Source organism: Spiroplasma endosymbiont of Notiophilus biguttatus (assembly GCF_964030985.1).
Lineage (GTDB): Bacteria > Bacillota_I > Bacilli_A > Mycoplasmatales > VBWQ01 > Spiroplasma_E > Spiroplasma_E ixodetis_A.
This window is the reverse complement of the sequence record NZ_OZ034993.1, coordinates 1,328,616-1,347,588: the sequence shown is the minus strand read 5'-3', so window position 1 is coordinate 1,347,588 and position 18,973 is coordinate 1,328,616. Positions and strand designations below refer to the sequence as shown.

24 protein-coding genes are annotated in these 18,973 nt (G+C 24.4%); 7 read left to right on the top strand and 17 right to left on the bottom strand.

The genetic code is table 4. From position 1 onward, the window contains the following. Positions 1–2: 2 nt before the first annotated feature. From AAHM85_RS08165 to AAHM85_RS08145, 5 genes are all read left to right on the top strand, one after another. On the top strand, positions 3–497 hold the full coding sequence (locus tag AAHM85_RS08165) for a transposase family protein (RefSeq protein ID WP_342260487.1): 495 nt from the start codon (positions 3–5) through the stop codon (positions 495–497). Between the two features lie 23 nt (positions 498–520). Further along, positions 521–676 carry an IS3 family transposase gene (locus AAHM85_RS08160; RefSeq protein WP_342260555.1) on the top strand — a complete coding sequence of 52 codons (156 nt, stop codon included), beginning with the start codon at positions 521–523 and terminating at the stop codon, positions 674–676. 3 nt (positions 677–679) lie between these two features. Next, positions 680–928, top strand: coding sequence for a transposase (locus AAHM85_RS08155; protein WP_342261655.1), 249 nt, complete (start codon positions 680–682; stop codon positions 926–928). Between the two features lie 146 nt (positions 929–1,074). Next, the gene (gene trxA / locus AAHM85_RS08150; RefSeq protein ID WP_342261654.1) at positions 1,075–1,416 is read left to right on the top strand and encodes a thioredoxin; all 342 of its coding nucleotides are present in this window, start codon (positions 1,075–1,077) and stop codon (positions 1,414–1,416) included. 11 nt (positions 1,417–1,427) lie between these two features. Further along, on the top strand, positions 1,428–2,252 hold the full coding sequence (locus AAHM85_RS08145) for an HAD family hydrolase (RefSeq protein WP_342261653.1): 825 nt from the start codon (positions 1,428–1,430) through the stop codon (positions 2,250–2,252). Positions 2,253–2,911: 659 nt separating this feature from the next. Here the strand turns inward: AAHM85_RS08145 and AAHM85_RS08140 are convergent. Both AAHM85_RS08140 and AAHM85_RS08135 read right to left on the bottom strand, forming a co-directional pair. After that, the gene (locus tag AAHM85_RS08140) at positions 2,912–3,406 is read right to left on the bottom strand and encodes a transposase family protein (RefSeq protein ID WP_342260487.1); all 495 of its coding nucleotides are present in this window, start codon (positions 3,404–3,406) and stop codon (positions 2,912–2,914) included. Between the two features lie 4 nt (positions 3,407–3,410). Beyond that, complete coding sequence (locus tag AAHM85_RS08135; protein ID WP_342260488.1) at positions 3,411–3,758, bottom strand: transposase family protein; 348 nt, start codon at positions 3,756–3,758, stop codon at positions 3,411–3,413. A 114-nt stretch (positions 3,759–3,872) separates the two neighbouring features. Here AAHM85_RS08135 and AAHM85_RS08130 point away from each other — a divergent pair, with 114 nt between their 5' ends. Beyond that, positions 3,873–4,028, top strand: coding sequence for an IS3 family transposase (locus AAHM85_RS08130; protein ID WP_342260555.1), 156 nt, complete (start codon positions 3,873–3,875; stop codon positions 4,026–4,028). Between the two features lie 132 nt (positions 4,029–4,160). Beyond that, positions 4,161–4,948, top strand: a protein-coding gene (locus AAHM85_RS08125) for an IS5 family transposase (protein WP_425289720.1) whose coding sequence is annotated in 2 segments (ribosomal slippage) — positions 4,161–4,854 and positions 4,854–4,948 — 789 coding nt in all. Because the reading frame shifts where the segments join, the coding sequence is not laid out codon by codon here. Positions 4,949–5,142: 194 nt separating this feature from the next. On the opposite strand, the gene AAHM85_RS08120 is transcribed toward AAHM85_RS08125, so the two are convergent. From AAHM85_RS08120 to ffh, 15 genes are all read right to left on the bottom strand, one after another. After that, the gene (locus tag AAHM85_RS08120; RefSeq protein ID WP_342261651.1) at positions 5,143–5,502 is read right to left on the bottom strand and encodes a transposase; all 360 of its coding nucleotides are present in this window, start codon (positions 5,500–5,502) and stop codon (positions 5,143–5,145) included. After that, positions 5,489–5,683 (bottom strand): hypothetical protein, encoded by a 195-nt coding sequence (locus tag AAHM85_RS08115; RefSeq protein ID WP_342261650.1) that lies wholly within the window; start codon positions 5,681–5,683, stop codon positions 5,489–5,491. The genes AAHM85_RS08120 and AAHM85_RS08115 overlap by 14 nt, the downstream gene beginning before the upstream one ends. 84 nt (positions 5,684–5,767) lie before the next feature. After that, positions 5,768–5,917: a hypothetical protein gene (locus tag AAHM85_RS08110; protein WP_342261649.1), complete on the bottom strand. Its 150-nt coding sequence runs from the start codon at positions 5,915–5,917 to the stop codon at positions 5,768–5,770. Between the two features lie 351 nt (positions 5,918–6,268). Continuing rightward, positions 6,269–6,595: a hypothetical protein gene (locus tag AAHM85_RS08105; protein WP_342261648.1), complete on the bottom strand. Its 327-nt coding sequence runs from the start codon at positions 6,593–6,595 to the stop codon at positions 6,269–6,271. A gap of 598 nt (positions 6,596–7,193) precedes the next feature. After that, on the bottom strand, positions 7,194–7,361 hold the full coding sequence (locus AAHM85_RS08100; RefSeq protein ID WP_342261647.1) for a hypothetical protein: 168 nt from the start codon (positions 7,359–7,361) through the stop codon (positions 7,194–7,196). 302 nt (positions 7,362–7,663) lie between these two features. Continuing rightward, positions 7,664–8,452, bottom strand: a complete 789-nt coding sequence (locus AAHM85_RS08095; RefSeq protein ID WP_342261646.1) for an IS5 family transposase — start codon at positions 8,450–8,452, stop codon at positions 7,664–7,666. A gap of 103 nt (positions 8,453–8,555) precedes the next feature. Next, positions 8,556–9,362 carry an SDR family NAD(P)-dependent oxidoreductase gene (locus AAHM85_RS08090; protein ID WP_342261645.1) on the bottom strand — a complete coding sequence of 269 codons (807 nt, stop codon included), beginning with the start codon at positions 9,360–9,362 and terminating at the stop codon, positions 8,556–8,558. A 23-nt stretch (positions 9,363–9,385) separates the two neighbouring features. Next, positions 9,386–10,027, bottom strand: coding sequence for a CDP-diacylglycerol--glycerol-3-phosphate 3-phosphatidyltransferase (gene pgsA / locus AAHM85_RS08085; protein ID WP_342261644.1), 642 nt, complete (start codon positions 10,025–10,027; stop codon positions 9,386–9,388). 211 nt (positions 10,028–10,238) lie between these two features. Continuing rightward, complete coding sequence (locus tag AAHM85_RS08080; RefSeq protein WP_342261643.1) at positions 10,239–11,879, bottom strand: VirD4-like conjugal transfer protein, CD1115 family; 1,641 nt, start codon at positions 11,877–11,879, stop codon at positions 10,239–10,241. Positions 11,880–12,167: 288 nt separating this feature from the next. Continuing rightward, on the bottom strand, positions 12,168–12,296 hold the full coding sequence (locus tag AAHM85_RS08075; protein ID WP_255495888.1) for a hypothetical protein: 129 nt from the start codon (positions 12,294–12,296) through the stop codon (positions 12,168–12,170). Between the two features lie 34 nt (positions 12,297–12,330). Then, positions 12,331–13,689, bottom strand: coding sequence for an Mbov_0396 family ICE element transmembrane protein (locus AAHM85_RS08070; RefSeq protein WP_342261642.1), 1,359 nt, complete (start codon positions 13,687–13,689; stop codon positions 12,331–12,333). A 58-nt stretch (positions 13,690–13,747) separates the two neighbouring features. Further along, positions 13,748–14,047 (bottom strand): hypothetical protein, encoded by a 300-nt coding sequence (locus tag AAHM85_RS08065; protein WP_342261641.1) that lies wholly within the window; start codon positions 14,045–14,047, stop codon positions 13,748–13,750. 283 nt (positions 14,048–14,330) lie between these two features. Then, entirely contained in the window at positions 14,331–17,006 is a 2,676-nt protein-coding gene (locus AAHM85_RS08060; RefSeq protein ID WP_342261640.1) for an Mbov_0397 family ICE element conjugal transfer ATPase, read from the bottom strand. Then, entirely contained in the window at positions 16,987–17,238 is a 252-nt protein-coding gene (locus AAHM85_RS08055; protein ID WP_342261639.1) for a hypothetical protein, read from the bottom strand. Before AAHM85_RS08055 ends, AAHM85_RS08060 begins: the two co-directional genes overlap by 20 nt. Before the next feature lie 333 nt (positions 17,239–17,571). Beyond that, a complete protein-coding gene (ffh, locus tag AAHM85_RS08050) occupies positions 17,572–18,927 on the bottom strand; it encodes a signal recognition particle protein (RefSeq protein ID WP_342261638.1) in 1,356 nt (451 codons plus the stop codon). Positions 18,928–18,973: the final 46 nt, after the last annotated feature.

The window sequence follows — 18,973 nt, the reverse complement described above, 5'->3', positions numbered from 1 at the left end:
TTTTGATAATTGATGTAACAGAGGTAGAAACAGAACGACCAAAATATAACCAAAAAGATTGATTTTCTGGTAAAAAATGAATGCATACTGTTAAGTTTCAAACCGTAATTAATGCAAATACTAATGAAATTTTAAATATTTTTTCTGATATTGGTAAAAATCATGATTTTAAAACTTTTAAGAATTCAAAGTTAAAGTTTTTACCAGAAACTATAATTCTTGCAGATAAAGGTTATCAAGGTTTACAAAAAATTCATGCTAATACATTTTTACCCATTAAAATTAGCAAAAATAATCCTAAAACAAATAAAACCAAAATCTTTAATAAGATTATTAATAAAACTCGTAGAAAAATTGAACATGTTTTTGCATTTTTAAAATGTTTTAAGATTATTGGTTATAAATTTAGAAAAGCCAGAAAACGAATATTTTTAAGATTTAATTTAATTGCAGGATTTTATAATTTATCATTAAAACTTAAAAACGTTATGCAGTAAGTCTAATTAAAAGAGATTTTAAAATGATGTTTGGTAGCACTTTTGAAAGTATGGAAAGTTTTAATAAAATATTAGAAAAATTTGTTAGATATTGAAACAATGATAGAATAGTTATTAGATTGAAAATGCCTCCAAATCAATTTGTACAGATTTGAAGACAAGAAAGTAAACTTATCTAACCAATGCCTATTTACGGAATTTTACCACATGAACAAGTTAATCACAAAAAATATTTTTCTTATAATGGTATTCATACAAATACAATAGAAAGTTTTTGAGCAATATTAAAAAGAGGTTTTATCGGCCAATTTCATTGAGTTTCAAAAAAATGACTCCAATCTTACTTAAATGAATTTTGTTTTAAATATAATAACCGTAAAGAAAAAATCACATTTAAAAATATCATAATTAAATTATTTATTAAGAATTAAGTGTTAACCAATAAGCGTAAAATTCCGAATATTTATATAGTAATAACTAAAATTAAAAAAATTATTTTATCGTTTAATGTTTTAAAAATTAAAACTAATGATAGAATTAAACCATAAAACAAATTAAAAGAAAAGGTAGTGAACATATGCATAATAAAAGCAAAATACAACATATTAATTCTATAAAAGAAGTTGATCAGTTTTTACAATCAAAAAAAACAACAGTAATTGATTTTTCAGCAGAATGATGTGGTCCTTGTAAAATGTTGGGACCAAGATTTGAAAGTGTTGCTAACGACACAAAACACAATAATATTAATTTTATTAAAGTTGATATTGACAAAGCTAAAGAACTAGCAAACAAGTATGAAATCCAATCAATTCCAGCATTAATTTATTTTAATAAAGAAGGAAAAGAAGTTAAAAAAACTTTTGGTTTAGTTTCTGAAAAAGATATGACTAATACTATCGAAGAAATAGAAAAATAAGGTATTTATAAATGGCTATTAAATTAATTGTTCTTGATCTAGATGGAACTTTATTAAAAAGTAGATGAAAAATTCATCCTAAAAATCTAATTGCAATCCAAAAAGCATATCAAAAAAATATTAAAGTTATTATTGCAACAGGAAGAGCGCCAAGTTCAACCATTGATATTGCAAAAGCATGTTTAATGCATGAAAAAACTGGTCATATTATTTGTTATAATGGTGGTAACGTCCTTGATATTACTAATGATAATAGATTAGATATATTATATGAAAAATCCTTAACAAAAGAACAAATACAAACAATAGTTAAATTTGCTAATAAAAATAATTTAGCAATATGAGGATATAGTACCGATAATAAAACAGGCTTAATTAATCGCAGATCACTAAAAGTTAAAATTATGGAAAATTTTAATAACCTACCAACTAAACAAATTGATGAGAATACCAATGAGGGTATGTATAAAATTTTATTATTTTGTAAAAAGAAAAAACAAGTTAATCCAATTTTAGAACAATTAAATACTATCAAAAATTTAGAACTTGCTACTTCTTCTCATAGTGTTATCGAAATTAATCCAATTGGCGTTAATAAGGCAGCTGCTGTACAATTTTTATGCAAAAAATGAAATATTACTCCTAACCAAGTACTAGCTTGTGGTGATGGTATGAATGATTATAAATTAATAAAGTGGGCTAAATATGGTATTGCAATGCAAAATGCTCATCCTAATTTAAAAGAAATAGCATATGATGTTACTAGTAAAAATACTTGTGGTGGTGTTGCAAAAGCTATCGATAAATATGTATTTCCTAAATCAGAGTTTGAATAAATAATAGTTTAATTTTCTAATATAGTTTATTATCAAATATAACTTTAAAAATGCTGGACAATTACCAGCATTTTTAATTCAATATCATTTGTATTAATGTTTGTCAAATTTACATTCTTTTAATATAAACTAACTATTTATTGAATTATTAAAAGTAGCTTTATCTAATACTATAGAAAAAGTAAGACTATCATTATAAAAAAATGAATCTTCACCAATTCAAAATTTAATGTAAATACCAGAAGAATCATGTTAAATAAAAACAGATGAATTAATATATGCGTGTCACATAAAACCACTTACAGAAAAATTATTTTCAAATTTAGCAGAATTATCAATCGCTTCTGTTATATCTTTTGTGCTAATTTTAATATTATGTTTTTGAGTACTTTGGCTTGAATCACCAGCAGAAATAAAAGAATTATTATCAAAGCTGATACTAGGAAATAAAGTAGTAAAATCATTCCAAGATTTAGCATAGTCGGTTCAATTTGAAAATATATTTTTTTGCTCACTATTATAAACATTTGTAGAATCTGTTCCATTATAATTAGTAGTATAATTAAAATTTACATTTTGTGTAATATTATCATTTTTAAATTTATTATAATAAATTTCAATTAAATTATTACTATTATCAAAAATATAGTTTAATAGACTTACTGCATAACGTTTTTAAGTTTTAATGATAAATTATAAAATCCTGCAATTAAATTAAATCTTAAAAATATTCGTTTTCTGGCTTTTCTAAATTTATAACCAATAATCTTAAAACATTTTAAAAATGCAAAAACATGTTCAATTTTTCTACGAGTTTTATTAATAATCTTATTAAAGATTTTGGTTTTATTTGTTTTAGGATTATTTTTGCTAATTTTAATGGGTAAAAATGTATTAGCATGAATTTTTTGTAAACCTTGATAACCTTTATCTGCAAGAATTATAGTTTCTGGTAAAAACTTTAACTTTGAATTCTTAAAAGTTTTAAAATCATGATTTTTACCAATATCAGAAAAAATATTTAAAATTTCATTAGTATTTGCATTAATTACGGTTTGAAACTTAACAGTATGCATTCATTTTTTACCAGAAAATCAATCTTTTTGGTTATATTTTGGTCGTTCTGTTTCTACCTCTGTTACATCAATTATCAAAATTTTATTTTTTAATTCTTCTTTTTAAAAAAATATTTTTATTTGTTAAATTATTAAACTTATTATTCTTTATTAAAATATCTTCAATTGAACGAATATTTCGTAAAGCAGTAGTATCAACCATACCATACTCAGCACCAATACTATGATATGTACGATTTTCATATAAATATCTTAAACTCATTACTAGTCGATCTTCTATTGACATTTTATATGGCCTTCCACCAATAGTAGTTTTGAGTTTTTGATGTTCTAATAAAATATTTAAAATTTCGTTAAAAACGAGTTTATTAATACCCACTATTTTACGAAAATATTGATCAGATTTATCTTTTAATTCAAAATATGTCATAAAGTTTATCCTTAACTATTCAAATTTTATTTTAATAATAACAAAAAAATAAAAAGTTAACTAGTTATGCAGTAAGTCTAATGTTTAAATCGTTGAATTAAAAGAGATTTTAAAATGATGTTTGGTAGCACTTTTGAAAGTATGGAAAGTTTTAATAAAATATTAGAAAAATTTGTTAGATATTGAAACAATGATAGAATAGTTATTAGATTGAAAATGCCTCCAAATCAATTTGTACAGATTTGAAGACAAGAAAGTAAACTTATCTAACCAATGCCGAAAATTAAATACTAGTTTACAAATGGTTGTTCTTTCCTTTATTTCAATTTTATTAAAAAGATTCTAAACAGGTTCTTAGAGAATAAGGTAAAATTACTATATATTTTAAAATAAGAGGTATATATGCATAAAAATTATCCAAGTCATGTCACTAAAGAACAATTTGAGAACATAAGATTAATTTTAGAAAATGTCAAAAAGAAAACAAAACCAAGAAATTTAGATTTATATGAAGTATTTTATGCAGTTTTATATGTATTAAAAAGTGGTTGTCAATGAACAATGTTACCAAAAAATTTTCCAAAATGACAAACTGTATATTATTATTTTCAAATTTGAAGTAAAAATAATGGTAAAGAACCTAGCATATGACAATTAATTTTAAAAAAAATAGTTAGAAAAATTCGTATCAATAATCATCGAAAAGAAAAAACCAGTTTTTGTATAATTGATTCACAAAGTGTTAAAAATACAGATACTACTAAAAACAAAGGTTATGATGCTGGTAAAAAGATTTCAGGAATAAAACGTTATATTGCTGTTGATTCTCAAGGTTTACCACATGCAATTTACGTAACTACAACAGAAAAAACAGATTGTAATAGTGCTATAATAATGATTCAAAATGAAAAAGAAAATCTTTCTACAGTTCAAAAAATAATAGTAGATGCTGGTTATACTGGTGAAAAATTTGCTTCTGCAATCAAAACAATTATAAATGCGAATATTGAAGTTGTAAAACGTAATGAATTACATTCTTTTGTAGTATTACCAAAAAGATGAGTTGTAGAGCGAAGTTTTGCTTGATTAGAAAATGTAGAAGATTATGAAAAAATTGTGAAAGAAAATTAAATACTAGTTTACAAATGGTTGTTCTTTCCTTTATTTCAATTTTATTAAAAAGATTCTAAACAGGTTCTAAGAACAACCAATAAAATAATGTAAAAAATAAAAAAATAAAGAATATTTATCTAATTTTTGAATCTTAAAATACTTTAGATAATTCTTTATTATTTTTTAACGCTTTTCTCCCTTTATGTACTATTTTTTAATTTTATCACATAAATGCTGAGAAAAGCGTATCTACGGACTTCTTCCCACATTTTTAAATTAAACACAGCATTACAATTTCAAAACTAAGTATCTTGTTGAATTTATATGCAGCTTCTTTGGCATATAAATAAACATGATGTTTTGCAACTTTGATATGTGTTTTAAATGTTCTTCTTATATGTTTTCAAACTGATTCAATTTGATTGGTATTTACACCAGTTTTTGAAACATAACCATCTTGTTGGTTAACTGTTTTATGTTTTGGGAAAACCAATTTGAAATCGCAATATCCTTTTCAATCATCAGTATATACATGACATTTTGAAGAAATGTGGCTTCTTGCAAAATTCAAAAGACTTTTACTCTTTGCATTTTTCAATACTTTCACAATTAAATTATTATTTTTTTTCATAAATGCCAACAATCAATGTTTTATTTTTCAAGGATCTTCCTTGTTTTTTAAAAGCCATATGTGAAAGATACATTTCATCAATTTGCACTGTGCCTTCAACAATAAATTGAGGTTCTTGTTTTGCAATACGTGTTCTAATTTTATGACCCATTCTCCATGCTGTTTTTAAGGTCACTCCCAATTCTTTTGAAACATCAGTTGACGGAATTCCATGTTTGGTGTTTATTCATTTAAAGATGAGGTAAAATCATGATCTTAAAGATGTTTATGACCTTGAAAATATGGTACCCGTGAGAATACTAAATGTTTGATTACATTTCAAACATCTTATTCTTTTTAAATCAGAAATATTCAAATTAAAACTAGAACACCTAATACATTTGTTTTCTTTCAAATTTGCTATATACGAAGACATTGCTGTTCAGTTTGAAAAGCAATGTTGAACTCATTCAGTTTCATTATTCCCTCCACAAGTACATGTGGAGAGAAGCCCGTTTTTTAATTTTAAAAGAGAGAGAAATTTAATATTAAAAATATAAGTATTTTTAATTGTTTTAAGAAATTATTCTTTCAAAGTATTGTCACTATAACTTACAATTTTATTATTTAAATTTAAATTTTTATTAATACCAATATTGGCAATTGTATTAAAACTTGATATTGGTAATGTTTTTACTCTAAAAGATAAATCATGAATTTCAGTTTCATTTAAGATACGAAGTTCTCCATTGATTAAGTACTCATCACCAATTCTAAAGTTTTTAATTTAAGTTGCACGATTAAGATCATCATAACTAATATCTTCCTCGCGAAAACTTAAAATAGAATTATTATTAGATTTTTTCAATTTAATAATAGATAAGTTATCACCTAATAAGCCTAGGCTTTGCTCATGCTGTTCAATTGAATTTCTAATAATAGGAATTATTAAACATTTTTGATCAGGAGTTTGTGTTCAAATGATAACTGTTTCAAGTTTGCAACCATTACAATATTGATAATTACAATTTATATTTTCACATCTAGTTTCGTTAGTTGTTTTTGTTAATGGCACATTAGCAAAATAAATGCCACAATTTATAATATTCTGCATTTAATAAACCTCATTTTCTAAAGTTTTAATAATACTTTTACTATAAACAAACTTAATTACCATAAAAGAGTAAATTTGACCTTAAACTTAATACTTTTAAATTATAATGATATAAATTTTAAAATGTTTTTAATTATTAGTCTGTATAAATTTTCGTTTAAGGGTAAGTGGGAATATTAATTTATGAAATTGGAATAGATATTAAATTGAGTTTTTAAACTAAATTAAAGACTCATATCAATAAATTAAAATACAAAACCCTTACATGAAAATTACTCATATAAGGGCATAAAGCCAAATTTACAATTTTAAATTAATTAAACTGATGTTTTGTCCTAAAATTTTAGGACAAATATAATAATAACAAATTTAAACCAAATTACAATAGAATCTCATACTGTATATAATATATTTTGATTAATCATCATTATAAATTATTATCAATGCTTTAATTAATTTTATAATATAAATATTATTTAATTAATTAAAATTCATAAACAAATTATTCACTTCATTATTCTTTTAAAAATAAAAAAGCAAAAACAGCATTTAAATGCTGTTTTTATGATATATAGTTGCTTAATAAACTAATTGCATATTAAAATTCATATAAATTTAGATTTAATTCAGTATTAAAATAACCTCTTACAAATTTTGTATTATCATTATTATTTGCTGAAACTGTTTCAACACTAATGAATTTAAAAGTGAATGTTTTTTGATTTCAATTATAATCGAAACTTATTGTTTGTTGAATTTCATTCATATTTCCTTGATTTCCAATAGAATTTAAAACAAACTTTGTATTACTATCTACAACAACTGCATTTTGATTTTAATCATTATGATAATAATCTTTTCCATTTATATGAAAATCGACATGACTTTTTATATCAGTTAATTCTATATATTTTTAAATTAGATTTTTTTACATATGAATGAACTTGATAATATTGCCGATGTTGATAATGCTAATGTTGTTAAAATAGACAAATATTTTTTCATAAATAACACCTCTTTTTTAATAACTTCTTAAATTTAAGAAGTTGCATATATCTTAGAACCTGTTTAGAATCTTTTTAATAAAATTGAAATAAAGGAAAGAACAACCATTTGTAAACTAGTATTTAATTTTCTTTTACAATTTTTTCATAATCTTCAACATTTTTCTAATCAAGCAAAACTTTGCTCTACAACTCATCTTTTTGGTAATACTACAAAAGAATGTAATTCATTACGTTTTACAACTTCAACATTCGCATTTATAATTGTTTTGATTGCAGAAGTAAATTTTTCACTAGTATAACCAGCATCTACTATTATTTTTTGAACTGTAGAAAGATTTTCTTTTTCATTTTGAATCATTATTATAGCACTATTACGATCTGTTTTTTCTGCTGTAGTTACGTAAATTGCATGTGGTAAACCTTGAGAATCAACAGCAATATGACGTTTTATTCCTGAAATCTTTTTACCAGCATCATAACCTTTGTTTTTAGTAGTATCTGTATTTTTAACACTTTGTGAATCAATTATACAAAAACTGATTTTTTCTTTTCGATGATTATTGATACGAACTTTTCTAACTATTTTTTTTAAAATTAATTGTCATATGCTAGGTTCTTTACCATTATTTTTACTTCAAATTTGAAAATAATAATATACAGTTTGTCATTTTGGAAAATTTTTTGGTAACATTCTTCATTGACAACCACTTTTTAATACATATAAAACTGCACAAAATACTTCATATAAATCTAAATTTCTTGGTTTTGTTTTCTTTTTGACATTTTCTAAAATTAATATTATGTTCTCAAATTGTTCTTTAGTGACATGACTTGGATAATTTTTATGCATATATACCTCTTATTTTAAAATATATAGTAATTTTACCTTATTTTCTAAAAGATTCTAAACAGGTTCTTAAACTGTTTTAAAAAAAAGAGCAAAAAAATTATTTCTATCGATTTTTTTGATAATTATATACTAACTTAAGTACTGTTTTTAAGGGTAATATTCTAATAATAGTTCTTGTAATTTTATTAGAAATTCCTGTAATAATAAAACTTTTTCTTTTTGTTTTTAAGGCTGTTTGTAAAGACTTTTTAGCATAAGTTTCAGTATCTAAAACTGGTAATAATGAACTATAATGTTCTTTATTACCTTTACCATTACTACTACGGTTTCAAAATTCAGTTTTTAATGGACCTGGACAAATTGTAATTACTCTTACTTTACTTTTTGCTCTTTTTAATTCGTAATTAATTGCAACACCTAAACTTCAAACATATGATTTAGAAGCATAATAACTAGCAAAAACAGGTCCTGGACTAAAAGCTGCCATACTTCCAATATTAATAACACGACCATAATTATTTTTACTAAAACGTTGAACAAATAACTTTGTTAAAATATGTAAACAAGAAATATTTAAATTAATCATATTTAATTCTTGTTCTAACATACTGTCTGTAAATGTTCCTCAAACACCATAACCAGCATTATTAATAACTACTGTTACATTTAATTCTTTTGATAACTCAAATAATTTATAAACATTTTTTAAATCAGATAAATCTAAATCATAATTTTTAACTTGTAAGTGTGGATACTTATCTGCTAATTCTAATATTTTTTTACTATCACGTGATACCCCTAATACGTGATAACCTTGTGCTAATAATGCTTGACAGTAATAATATCCCAATCCTTTAGACGCTCCTGTAACTACTGCTCACTGATTCAAAACAATTACTTTATTTATCATTTATATTAATACTCCTTTTATTTTTAGATATTAAACAATTTTTTACTATTTAAACTAATATAATTATAAGCACTAAAAATACTTAATACTGTAGCAACGTACATTGGTATCATTACTAATTGATTAATTAAACCATATTGATCATTATTACTATGACCATTAACACTACCATTTAAAAATTGTCAATTAATAAAAAATAAAATTGTAATTCCTAACATTTGTACTGCTGCCTTTATTCTACCATATTTATCAGCAGCCATTATTGTACCTTTAGTAGCCAAAATTTGACGAACTACATCAATAATAAAATCACGTAATACCAAAATAACTACCATTCAAATTGGAATTATAGTAGCACATGCCATTACAATTAAAACACCATTAGTTAAAAGCTTATCTGCAATTGAATCAAAAAATTTACCAAAAGTTGTTACCTGATTAAATTTTCTTGCTCATCATCCATCAATAAAATCACTAATGGCAGCAATAATAAATAAAATTGCTGCCATTAACCAACTAATCGGTAAGCTATAAGTATTAATATTAATACTTGCTATTCAAAGTTGATAAAAGTTATCATTATTTATTGGACCGATAATCATTAAACTAACAATAATTGGGACTAATATTAATCTTATTAAAGAAATAATATTGGGAACATTCATATTTAAAATCCTTTCATATAAGTTTATTTATAATATTTAACATTATTATGTACTTACCTTTTTTAGCATAATTTATAAAAAGTAAAACTTATATTTTTGATCTATTCATGAAATAAGTATATCGTTATTTTCTATATCTATCAATAATATACATTTATATATTTAAGATAAATATTCTTTTATATACAATTTCTTAACTATTGTTTGTTTTTTATTTTTCTGATTTTTCTCTTTCAGCAGCAGATTGTGGATTTTTTCTTTTCTCAATATAATAGAATAAACCAATATAACTCAAATAATAATCTTTATTAAAATCAATTAAACGTGAAGCGTTTGTAACGGTTGCTTGTCCTGCCGGTTTACTTCCTCATTCATAAAACGGAATTAAACGTGTTTTTGCTGGATTATGTTTTGCTAAAAAAATAACAGCAGTATCAAAATCTAATTTCATTAACTCACTACCTGTAATTAATTTTTTACCTTGTAATGATGAATTAATATTATCAGCTTTTTTATCTTTATTACCAGAATGACTATAATTAATAATTGTCTTTTCACCGAACATATCTGAATATTTATTAGCAGTTTGTAAATCCATAGTTTGCAAAAAAGTATGCAAAATACAGTTATTAAAAATAGTTTCTGCTGTTTCTTTACCATATTTTTGTGTTAATTGTTGTAAATCTTGCATAATCATCATGAAAAAAATATTACGACTTCGTGCAACAGTAATCATTTGTGCCATACTAGCAATGGTTGGTATATTACCAAACTCATCAAATAAAAAGTATAAAGGACGTGGTAATTTAATATCAGGCAAAGTACTTGCATAACGAATCGTATTTTTATATAACTGTGCAATAAACATTGATACAAAAGCATTACGTTCATTACTTTCATCAGGAACAACTAAGAAAACAGCACTTGGTTTTTTTACAATTTCATCTAAATTTATATCATTACTACAACTAATATTTCGTGTCACTGGATCAGTAAATAAACGTAATCCATTAGCAACCATTTGACTAATTGACCCTGCAGTTTCTTCGGCACCTTCTAATGCACCTAAACCAATTTGACGAGCTAAACTATGAGTTGGCATTTTTTTTAGAATTTCAACATATCGTTGACGATTAGTAGCAACAATAGCAGCATTTGACATACTAAAGTATTTTAAAGGAACATCAGGTTGATCTTCAAGTTGTTCTAACATAAATAACATAATTGATTTAACAACTTGCATCGCTGATTGATTTCAAAATTTTTGTTTTGGATCTGATTCAGGAAATAAAGCTTCAACAATATCATTAATTCATGATAATGCCATTGATTCATAAGTAATTGATTCATTTAAAGGATTATTTTCTTTTTTTAAACGCATTGATTCTACATAAAAATCATATACTTTAACAAAAGGATTTCATGAATTAGATACTGATGTATCACGTAAATTAATAACATAAACATCATAACCATTATCTTTTAATATTTTAGAATGATTTTGAAATAATTCTCCTTTTGGGTCAGTAATAACCATTGATGGTTTAATTTTCGATTGGGCATTTAAATATATAGTTGGAATAACTAATTTTTGAGTTTTACCACTTCCTGTTCCCCCAATTACAATATTATGAGCATCAGACTTAATATTAAATTGGACACCACCAATTTTAGTCTTTGTTGTTTGAACAACAATACCATAATCATTTTCAACAGTTTTTGATAAAGGAAAGGTATTAGCAATTTCAGTGGGCGTTAATCAAGCAGCGGATCCATACACTTTATTTTTTGAATCGCGTAAAAAGCGACTTTTATTATGAGTTTCACGATAAATTTTATATTTATGAATCATAAAGTAAGATAATAAAACTGAAAATTCAATAAGAAATAAAACTAAAAATATTAATCAATAATTAATAACATCCTGTATTAAAAATTTAAGTGTAAATGGTTGTTGATTATCTCCACTATGAAAAAACATGTTACGAACAAAGACTAAAGCATAAACTAATAAAGTATTTATTAATACTAAAAAGGGTATAACAATTATAATTACTGCTGGTAGTACTCATTTTTTTTGACGAATAAATTTCATTTTTATGTTCCTTTATTTTTTATATATTTTATAATAATTTATATTTTACCCATATTGGGAAATAACACCAGCAATACCTGATATTATTAATAATAAAATACCAATAGTTACATTACGTCTTCAACGATAACTTTTTTTCTTTTTAAATTCATTTTTTGTTTTTTTAAATTTCATGATTATTTCTCCAAGATTTTAATATTTTACTTTTTTATTCATCAGAATCTCCTCTTCTTGCATTCTTTCTAATGTTATTTAAATTTACAACAGGTTCTTTAAAAGCACCCTTAGCCATATTTTTTAATCCAACAAAAGGACTTTTTAAATTATTTTTTGTATCTTGTCATTTAGTACCTTGATCATGAGAATTTTGAATTTTACCAATTCCTTTGACAAATCCCTTAGTACCTTTGCCTAAATAACCTGTGATACCATTTTTTAATAGTCCACTTGCTTTCTTTTCGCTACCATCAGGATTTCTTCCATCTTTAGCACCACCAAATGCAATTTGTTTCCCGAGTTTTAATGCACCAGCACCACCTGCTGCAAGGCTAGCAAAAGTACGAGCTTTACCCATAATATTTCCAGCAATAGCTGCTCCATTAGAATCAATAGCACTTTGTACACCTAAGTTTTGTGTTACTAAGTGATTAATAATTTTTTGAGTTCTTAAACAACTAATAGCACCGGCTGTACAAAATAACGTATATAAAACTTGTTTTTCAAGTCAACTAAAATTAGTATTATTAGTAATATCTAATATTGCTTTTGGTAATATTTGAAGGAAGATATAAATAGGTAACATTGTTCCTGGACCAATAATAAACTTACCTATTACCATTTCTTTTCAAACACCCAATCTTTTTCCTTGATCAACAGGCATCATAGAAGCAACAATTGGTGATATTGAAAATAAAAGTAATAAATCAATAATTCTTTCAACCAATGTCATTGATGCAACAAATAATACATATAAAGTAAATCACACCGCAATAATTTCAAGAATAAAGTTTCAATGTTTTAATTCAGAAATAGGTGGCATTAAATAAACACCAGGATCATGCTGAACAGCATTAGCATCGGGTGCACCAATACCTCATAATAAATCAGCTAAACTAGCATTTTTTCCTAAAGCTGTAATTTGTAAAACTGCCAATAATCCTGTTATTAAATAATTTATAGTACTCATAAAAAATGGAATGAAAACAATTACTAAAAAAGCTAAAAATGTATTTTTTATAGCTTTACCTAATTTTTCTCTAATTGTATGTGTTTCAGTAAATTGAATAATAATTAATTGCATAATAAACATAATAAGTATTACGCCAATTGAAACAATTGCTAATGCTGAAAAAAATACTGGTAAATTTTTACTATTAAGTGGATCTTTAGTAAAATCGCCAAAAACTAAATTAGTTATCGCATCAGTTGTTAAATAATCAAATATGCCGCCATGACCATGATTAGGTGATCTCAATAAAATATCAATTAAATATAATGGTCCTTGAATGAAAATAAGTCAAGGTATTAATAATAAAGCTCCTAGTATAATATCTGTTAGTCAATCCATATTTTCATCTCTTTTCTCTTCATAACTTAATATTAAGTTAATATATAACTTTCTTTAGTTAGCTAGGAAGAATATTTGAATTACCACCAAAAGCTTGCACAAGAGCAATTATTATTGCTGATGCAGTAATACCAATAATTGGTGCAATTAATGTATACATAAACGCTTTTTTAATCTCACTTCTACGTTGTGGATCATCACCAGCAGCGGCTAAATCTTTTGCCAATATAATTATTTTAAAAACACTAAATGCAATTAAAGCAGCAATTAGCAATCCCGCAACTGCTGAAACATAAGGTTTTGCTACATCAATGATTTTATTTATATCAGGTTCATCTGATAGATAATTAAAAATCATAAGTTTTTCCTCCTTAAATAATAAAAAAATAAAATTATTTACTAATCAAAATTGTTTATAAAGCATGAATTTATCTAATAATATAATAAGTCCTATTTTACTCCTTAAAGAGATAAATTAGGACTTACAGTCGTCAAATTCATATGTTATAAATAATGTTGATACACTTTAATTATAGTTGGTTTTAAAATAAAGTAAATAATAATTTACAATTTTATTAACTTATTTTTTATTTAAAATAAATTAACAGCTATTGATGAAATGGATAATGTATAAAAATATACTAATTTTCAATTTCTTTATTTTTTATATTTTTAATTGCTTGTGTTTCAGCATCACTAACATTAATATTTAAACACATACGATATAAACTAGAAATAGCAAAAAGACATTCACCAACTTTAGCACGAGCAATAAAATCAGTTTCATTAGCAGAAATGCCACCATATGAAGAATACAATTCATTTAATGCCGCTAAATCATGAGGTTGTAAGTTTAATACTTTTAAATATTGACTTGAGTTAATGATAGCAGTAGTATATTTTTTAATTTCTTCAGAACCAAGAAAATCATTAATATTTTGCGTAATAATATTTATCATACCTGTATACTTACGAATTCTCTTAACAATTTGATACATAAATAATAATGCTGCTGGAAATTCTTTATCAATAAGTAAATGGGCTTCATCAATAGTAATTGAAATTCATTGTTGTTTATTATTAATTTCATTATCATTTTTATTTTTTCGTACTTCATTTTCAATATATTTCAAAATTAAAAACATTTGAGCGTTAACTAAACGTTTATTACCTGATTGCGTTAAAGTATATAAATCATAAACTTGTAATAAACTACTGTTATTAATATTAGTATGAGCATTTCATAAATTAGCATCAGTACCACCAGTAGCAAATCTTGATAATATAATTAGTAAATTTTTTAATTCATTTTTACTTCTAATCTCTTCTTCTTTAACCATATCAGATTCAATAATATCATATAAGTCTTGAAAAATTGGAAATTGATTTGGTTTTAATAAATGAATTTTTGTTCGAAAAGTAATACCAAATTTTTCATACATTAAATGTACATAAATCATTAATAAACTTGATTCATTTCTCGTTAATCCACCAGTAGCAACGTTTAAAAATTGTTCTAAGAATTGCATATGTGGTGCTAAAATATCACGAGTATTATTATCATCACTCAGTGCCAATGTAATTTGAAATGGATTAATATTGCCAGAAGAACCATCACCAACATCAATTCAACTTCCATCATGATAATTACATAAATCGCGATATTCACGTTCAGGATCAATAACAATTACTTTATGACCAAGCATAATTTGATAATTTACTTCTTTTTTAGAAGTATAAGATTTTCCTGAACCACTAGTACCAATAATTAGTTGATTATGATTTTTACGAGTACTACTTTTAGTTCTTTGATCAAAAAATACTTTATTACCACTTTCATTAAATCCAAGAAACAATCCTTGTTTATCATTTAATTCTTGATTTAAAAAAGGAAAACTAGCAGCTATTGTTAAACATGGCATTTCGTGACCTGTTTCTTTAAATCAATCAGCACTATCTGGCATTACTGATAAAAAAGCTTCTAATTGACGATAATATAATTTATCAAACTTCATATTATTGTTTTTTATTTCGTATTCGGCAGTACTAATATTTTGTTTAAGTTGCTTACGATCAGCACCATTAATTAACAAATACATATTAGTATTAAATATTTTTTCACCACCACCAGCAATTTGATCTAATAATTCACTTAATGATTGATAATGATAATCATAATCTCTTCGTTCTGACAATGATTTTGTCATAAAATTTAAAGTTGCTAAATTTTGCATAGCTTTATTCAATTGTTTTTTAGCACTTTCTTCACTAATACTATTAAAAGTAAAGATTAAACTAGTATTAGGAATATTTACTAAATTTGCTAACCAGACTGCTGAAACTTCAAATGGATAATCATATATGTTATAAACAGTTTGAAAACAATTAGCAAATTCTAAATTATTCTTATGAACTAATAATTCTTTAATCGCCAAATCATTAGTTAAATCTTTACTTTTAACAGTTTCTTCTTTTTTTGTAGTAAACATTTCTTCTAAGGAAACATTTTCGTTAGAATTTATTAATTTACTATAAACAACCATCATTTCAAAACAATTAATATCACTAGTTTTAATGCCACTACGACTGATATAATTTTTAAAAGCATTTACTTCTTCTTTTAATTTTTCTTGATTTGATGAATAAAAAAATAAGTAAAAAAATGGTTGCGTCATTTCATTTTGATTTTGAATTTCATCATTAGCATTAATTGCTGATATCATTTGAAATTTTCTTGCTAATTTTGCTTTTTCAGTAATATTTTCTAAATCAATTTTTTCGAGTTGTTCTTTATAAAAATTAGTTTGTGCAGTTATATCTAAAGGCATATCAATCTTTATTAAAGACATAGAAATATTAATAATTTTAAAAGCTGCAGCTAAATCTTTAATTTTATTTGAGGCTTCTTCATTAGATAATAATGTAATATTAAAACCCTCCAATAATAAAGCTCTAGTATAATTTGTATTTTTCACATTTAATTCCATCACATTCTTACTAATAATTTTTTTAAATGGTACTAATATTTGTGAATTTTTTTCAGATTTATAATAACGATTTTTACTATGAAATTTAAATCATAATAAAATAATTTCTCATCCTTTTTTTCTTGGCTGTCAATAAAAAGTAAGCGGAATAGTAGCACAGCCAACTAAAATAACAGCTAATATTTTAAAAATAATATCAATTTGCAACAATAAAATAATAATTGAAGCAAATCCAACTACCATTAAAATAATTAATAAATCAATTAAACCAACACTTCTTCAAATTTGTAATTTTACAAATTTAATAGTTTTAGGAATTAAAAATTTCATTTATCTTATCTTTTGAAATTTCATTAGAATTTAGCGCTGAATTTCGCTTACTGTTTATTTTCTCTATCTTTATACTATTAACACGCTTCTTAAAGCCACAACGACTGCAATTAACTTGAATATTTATTCCTTCTAAGTAATCAGCTATCAAAATTACTCTACCACATCGATAGCAAGCAAAAGAATTTTGTGGCTTTTGAGCTAATCGAACAGATGTATACGTATCTTTCATAATCATAGTCTCCTAACTGAATTTAATTTGTTTACTAAACACAATTCAAAGTTATCTTGTTCCCTAAATATTGTTAAGCAACTGAAAAAGAAAAAATAAATTTTTGCTATATTTTTAATTTAAAATAACCCACTATTTAAACACTATTTTCTTTTTAAAAATCTAGTTTTACTTTAAAAAAATAAATTAAAGTTTTAAAAACAAAGAAGAAAATTTAAAAAAATTTTAACAAAATAATATCTATAAAAACTCAAGAAATCAAAGTTTTATACATTTCTTGAGTTAAGTAAATTTTAACAAATTAACAAAAAATAACAAATTTTTTTTATTTTTCTAACTTTTTATTAATTTATCTAATCCTGAAATATTTGGCATTTCTCCTTTTTTAATCTGACCAGCAATTTGATTCATAACTTTTTTAGTTTTTTCGAATTGGTTTAACACTTTATTTAATTCTTTTTCTGAACGACCTGAGCCTTTTAATACTCTTGCTTTTCTAGTTGGATAACGTAAAATTTGTGGCTTTTCACGTTCTTGAGCAGTTGTTGAAGCAATAATATATTCTGCTATTTTTAAATCAGTTTCAGCATCACTAATTTTAGCATCACTAATTTTAGCAGACATACCAGGAATCATTTTTACAAGTGATCCTAATTTACCCATTTTTTGAATTTGTTTCATTTGATTAACAAGGTCATTCAAATCAAATTGACCTAACATCATTCTATTCATAGTTTCTTCAACATCACGAGTTGAAAGTATACTTTCAGCCTTCTCCATTAATGTAGTAAGATCACCCATGCCTAAAATACGCTCTGCCATTCTTTCTGGATAAAAAACCTCTAAATCAGTTACCTTTTCACCCATTCCTAAGAACTTAACAGGAATCTTTGTTAAATAAGAAATTGAAAGGGCTGAACCACCCTTAGCAGTACCATCTAATTTAGTGATTATACTTCCAGTAATAGGAATAGTATTATTAAACTCAATAGCAACATTAATTATATCTTGTCCTGCCATACCATCGCAAACAAGTAAAACTTCTTTTGGTGAAGTAATTTTTCTTATTTCCACTAGTTCTTGCATTAATTTTTCATCAATGTGTAATCTTCCGGCTGTATCAATTAATATTACATCAAACTTATTTTTATTAGCATATATTTGAGCATTTTTAACAATATTAGTAGGAGTTTCATTTTTTTGGGAAAAAACTTCAATATTCAACTGTTTTCCTAAAACTTTTAATTGTTCAACAGCAGCTGGACGATAAATATCTCCCGCAACTAATAAACATTTTTTTTGATATTTATCTGTTAACAACTTTGCTAGTTTAGATATTGTTGTTGTTTTACCAGAACCTTGTAAACCAACTATCATAATGACAGTAGGATTAGTAGATAAATCTAATTCAACATTCTTAGTGCCCATAATCTTTGTTAATTCATCATGAATAATTTTAATTAACATTTCTTTTTGATCTAAGCCTTCTTTAATAAATTCACCTTTTGCTTTATTAATAATTTCATTAGTTAAAGTTTTAACCACTCTAAAATTAACGTCAGCTTCTAACAAAATTAATCTGAATTCTTTAATTGTTGCTTCCATATTTTCCATGGTTAAAGTTTTTTTACTTAAATTTTTTTCTAATGTTTTTTGTACTTTTTTTGACATAATGTCAGCAAAACTCATATTTATATTCTCCTCTATTTTTAAGACTATATTATTTTAACACTAA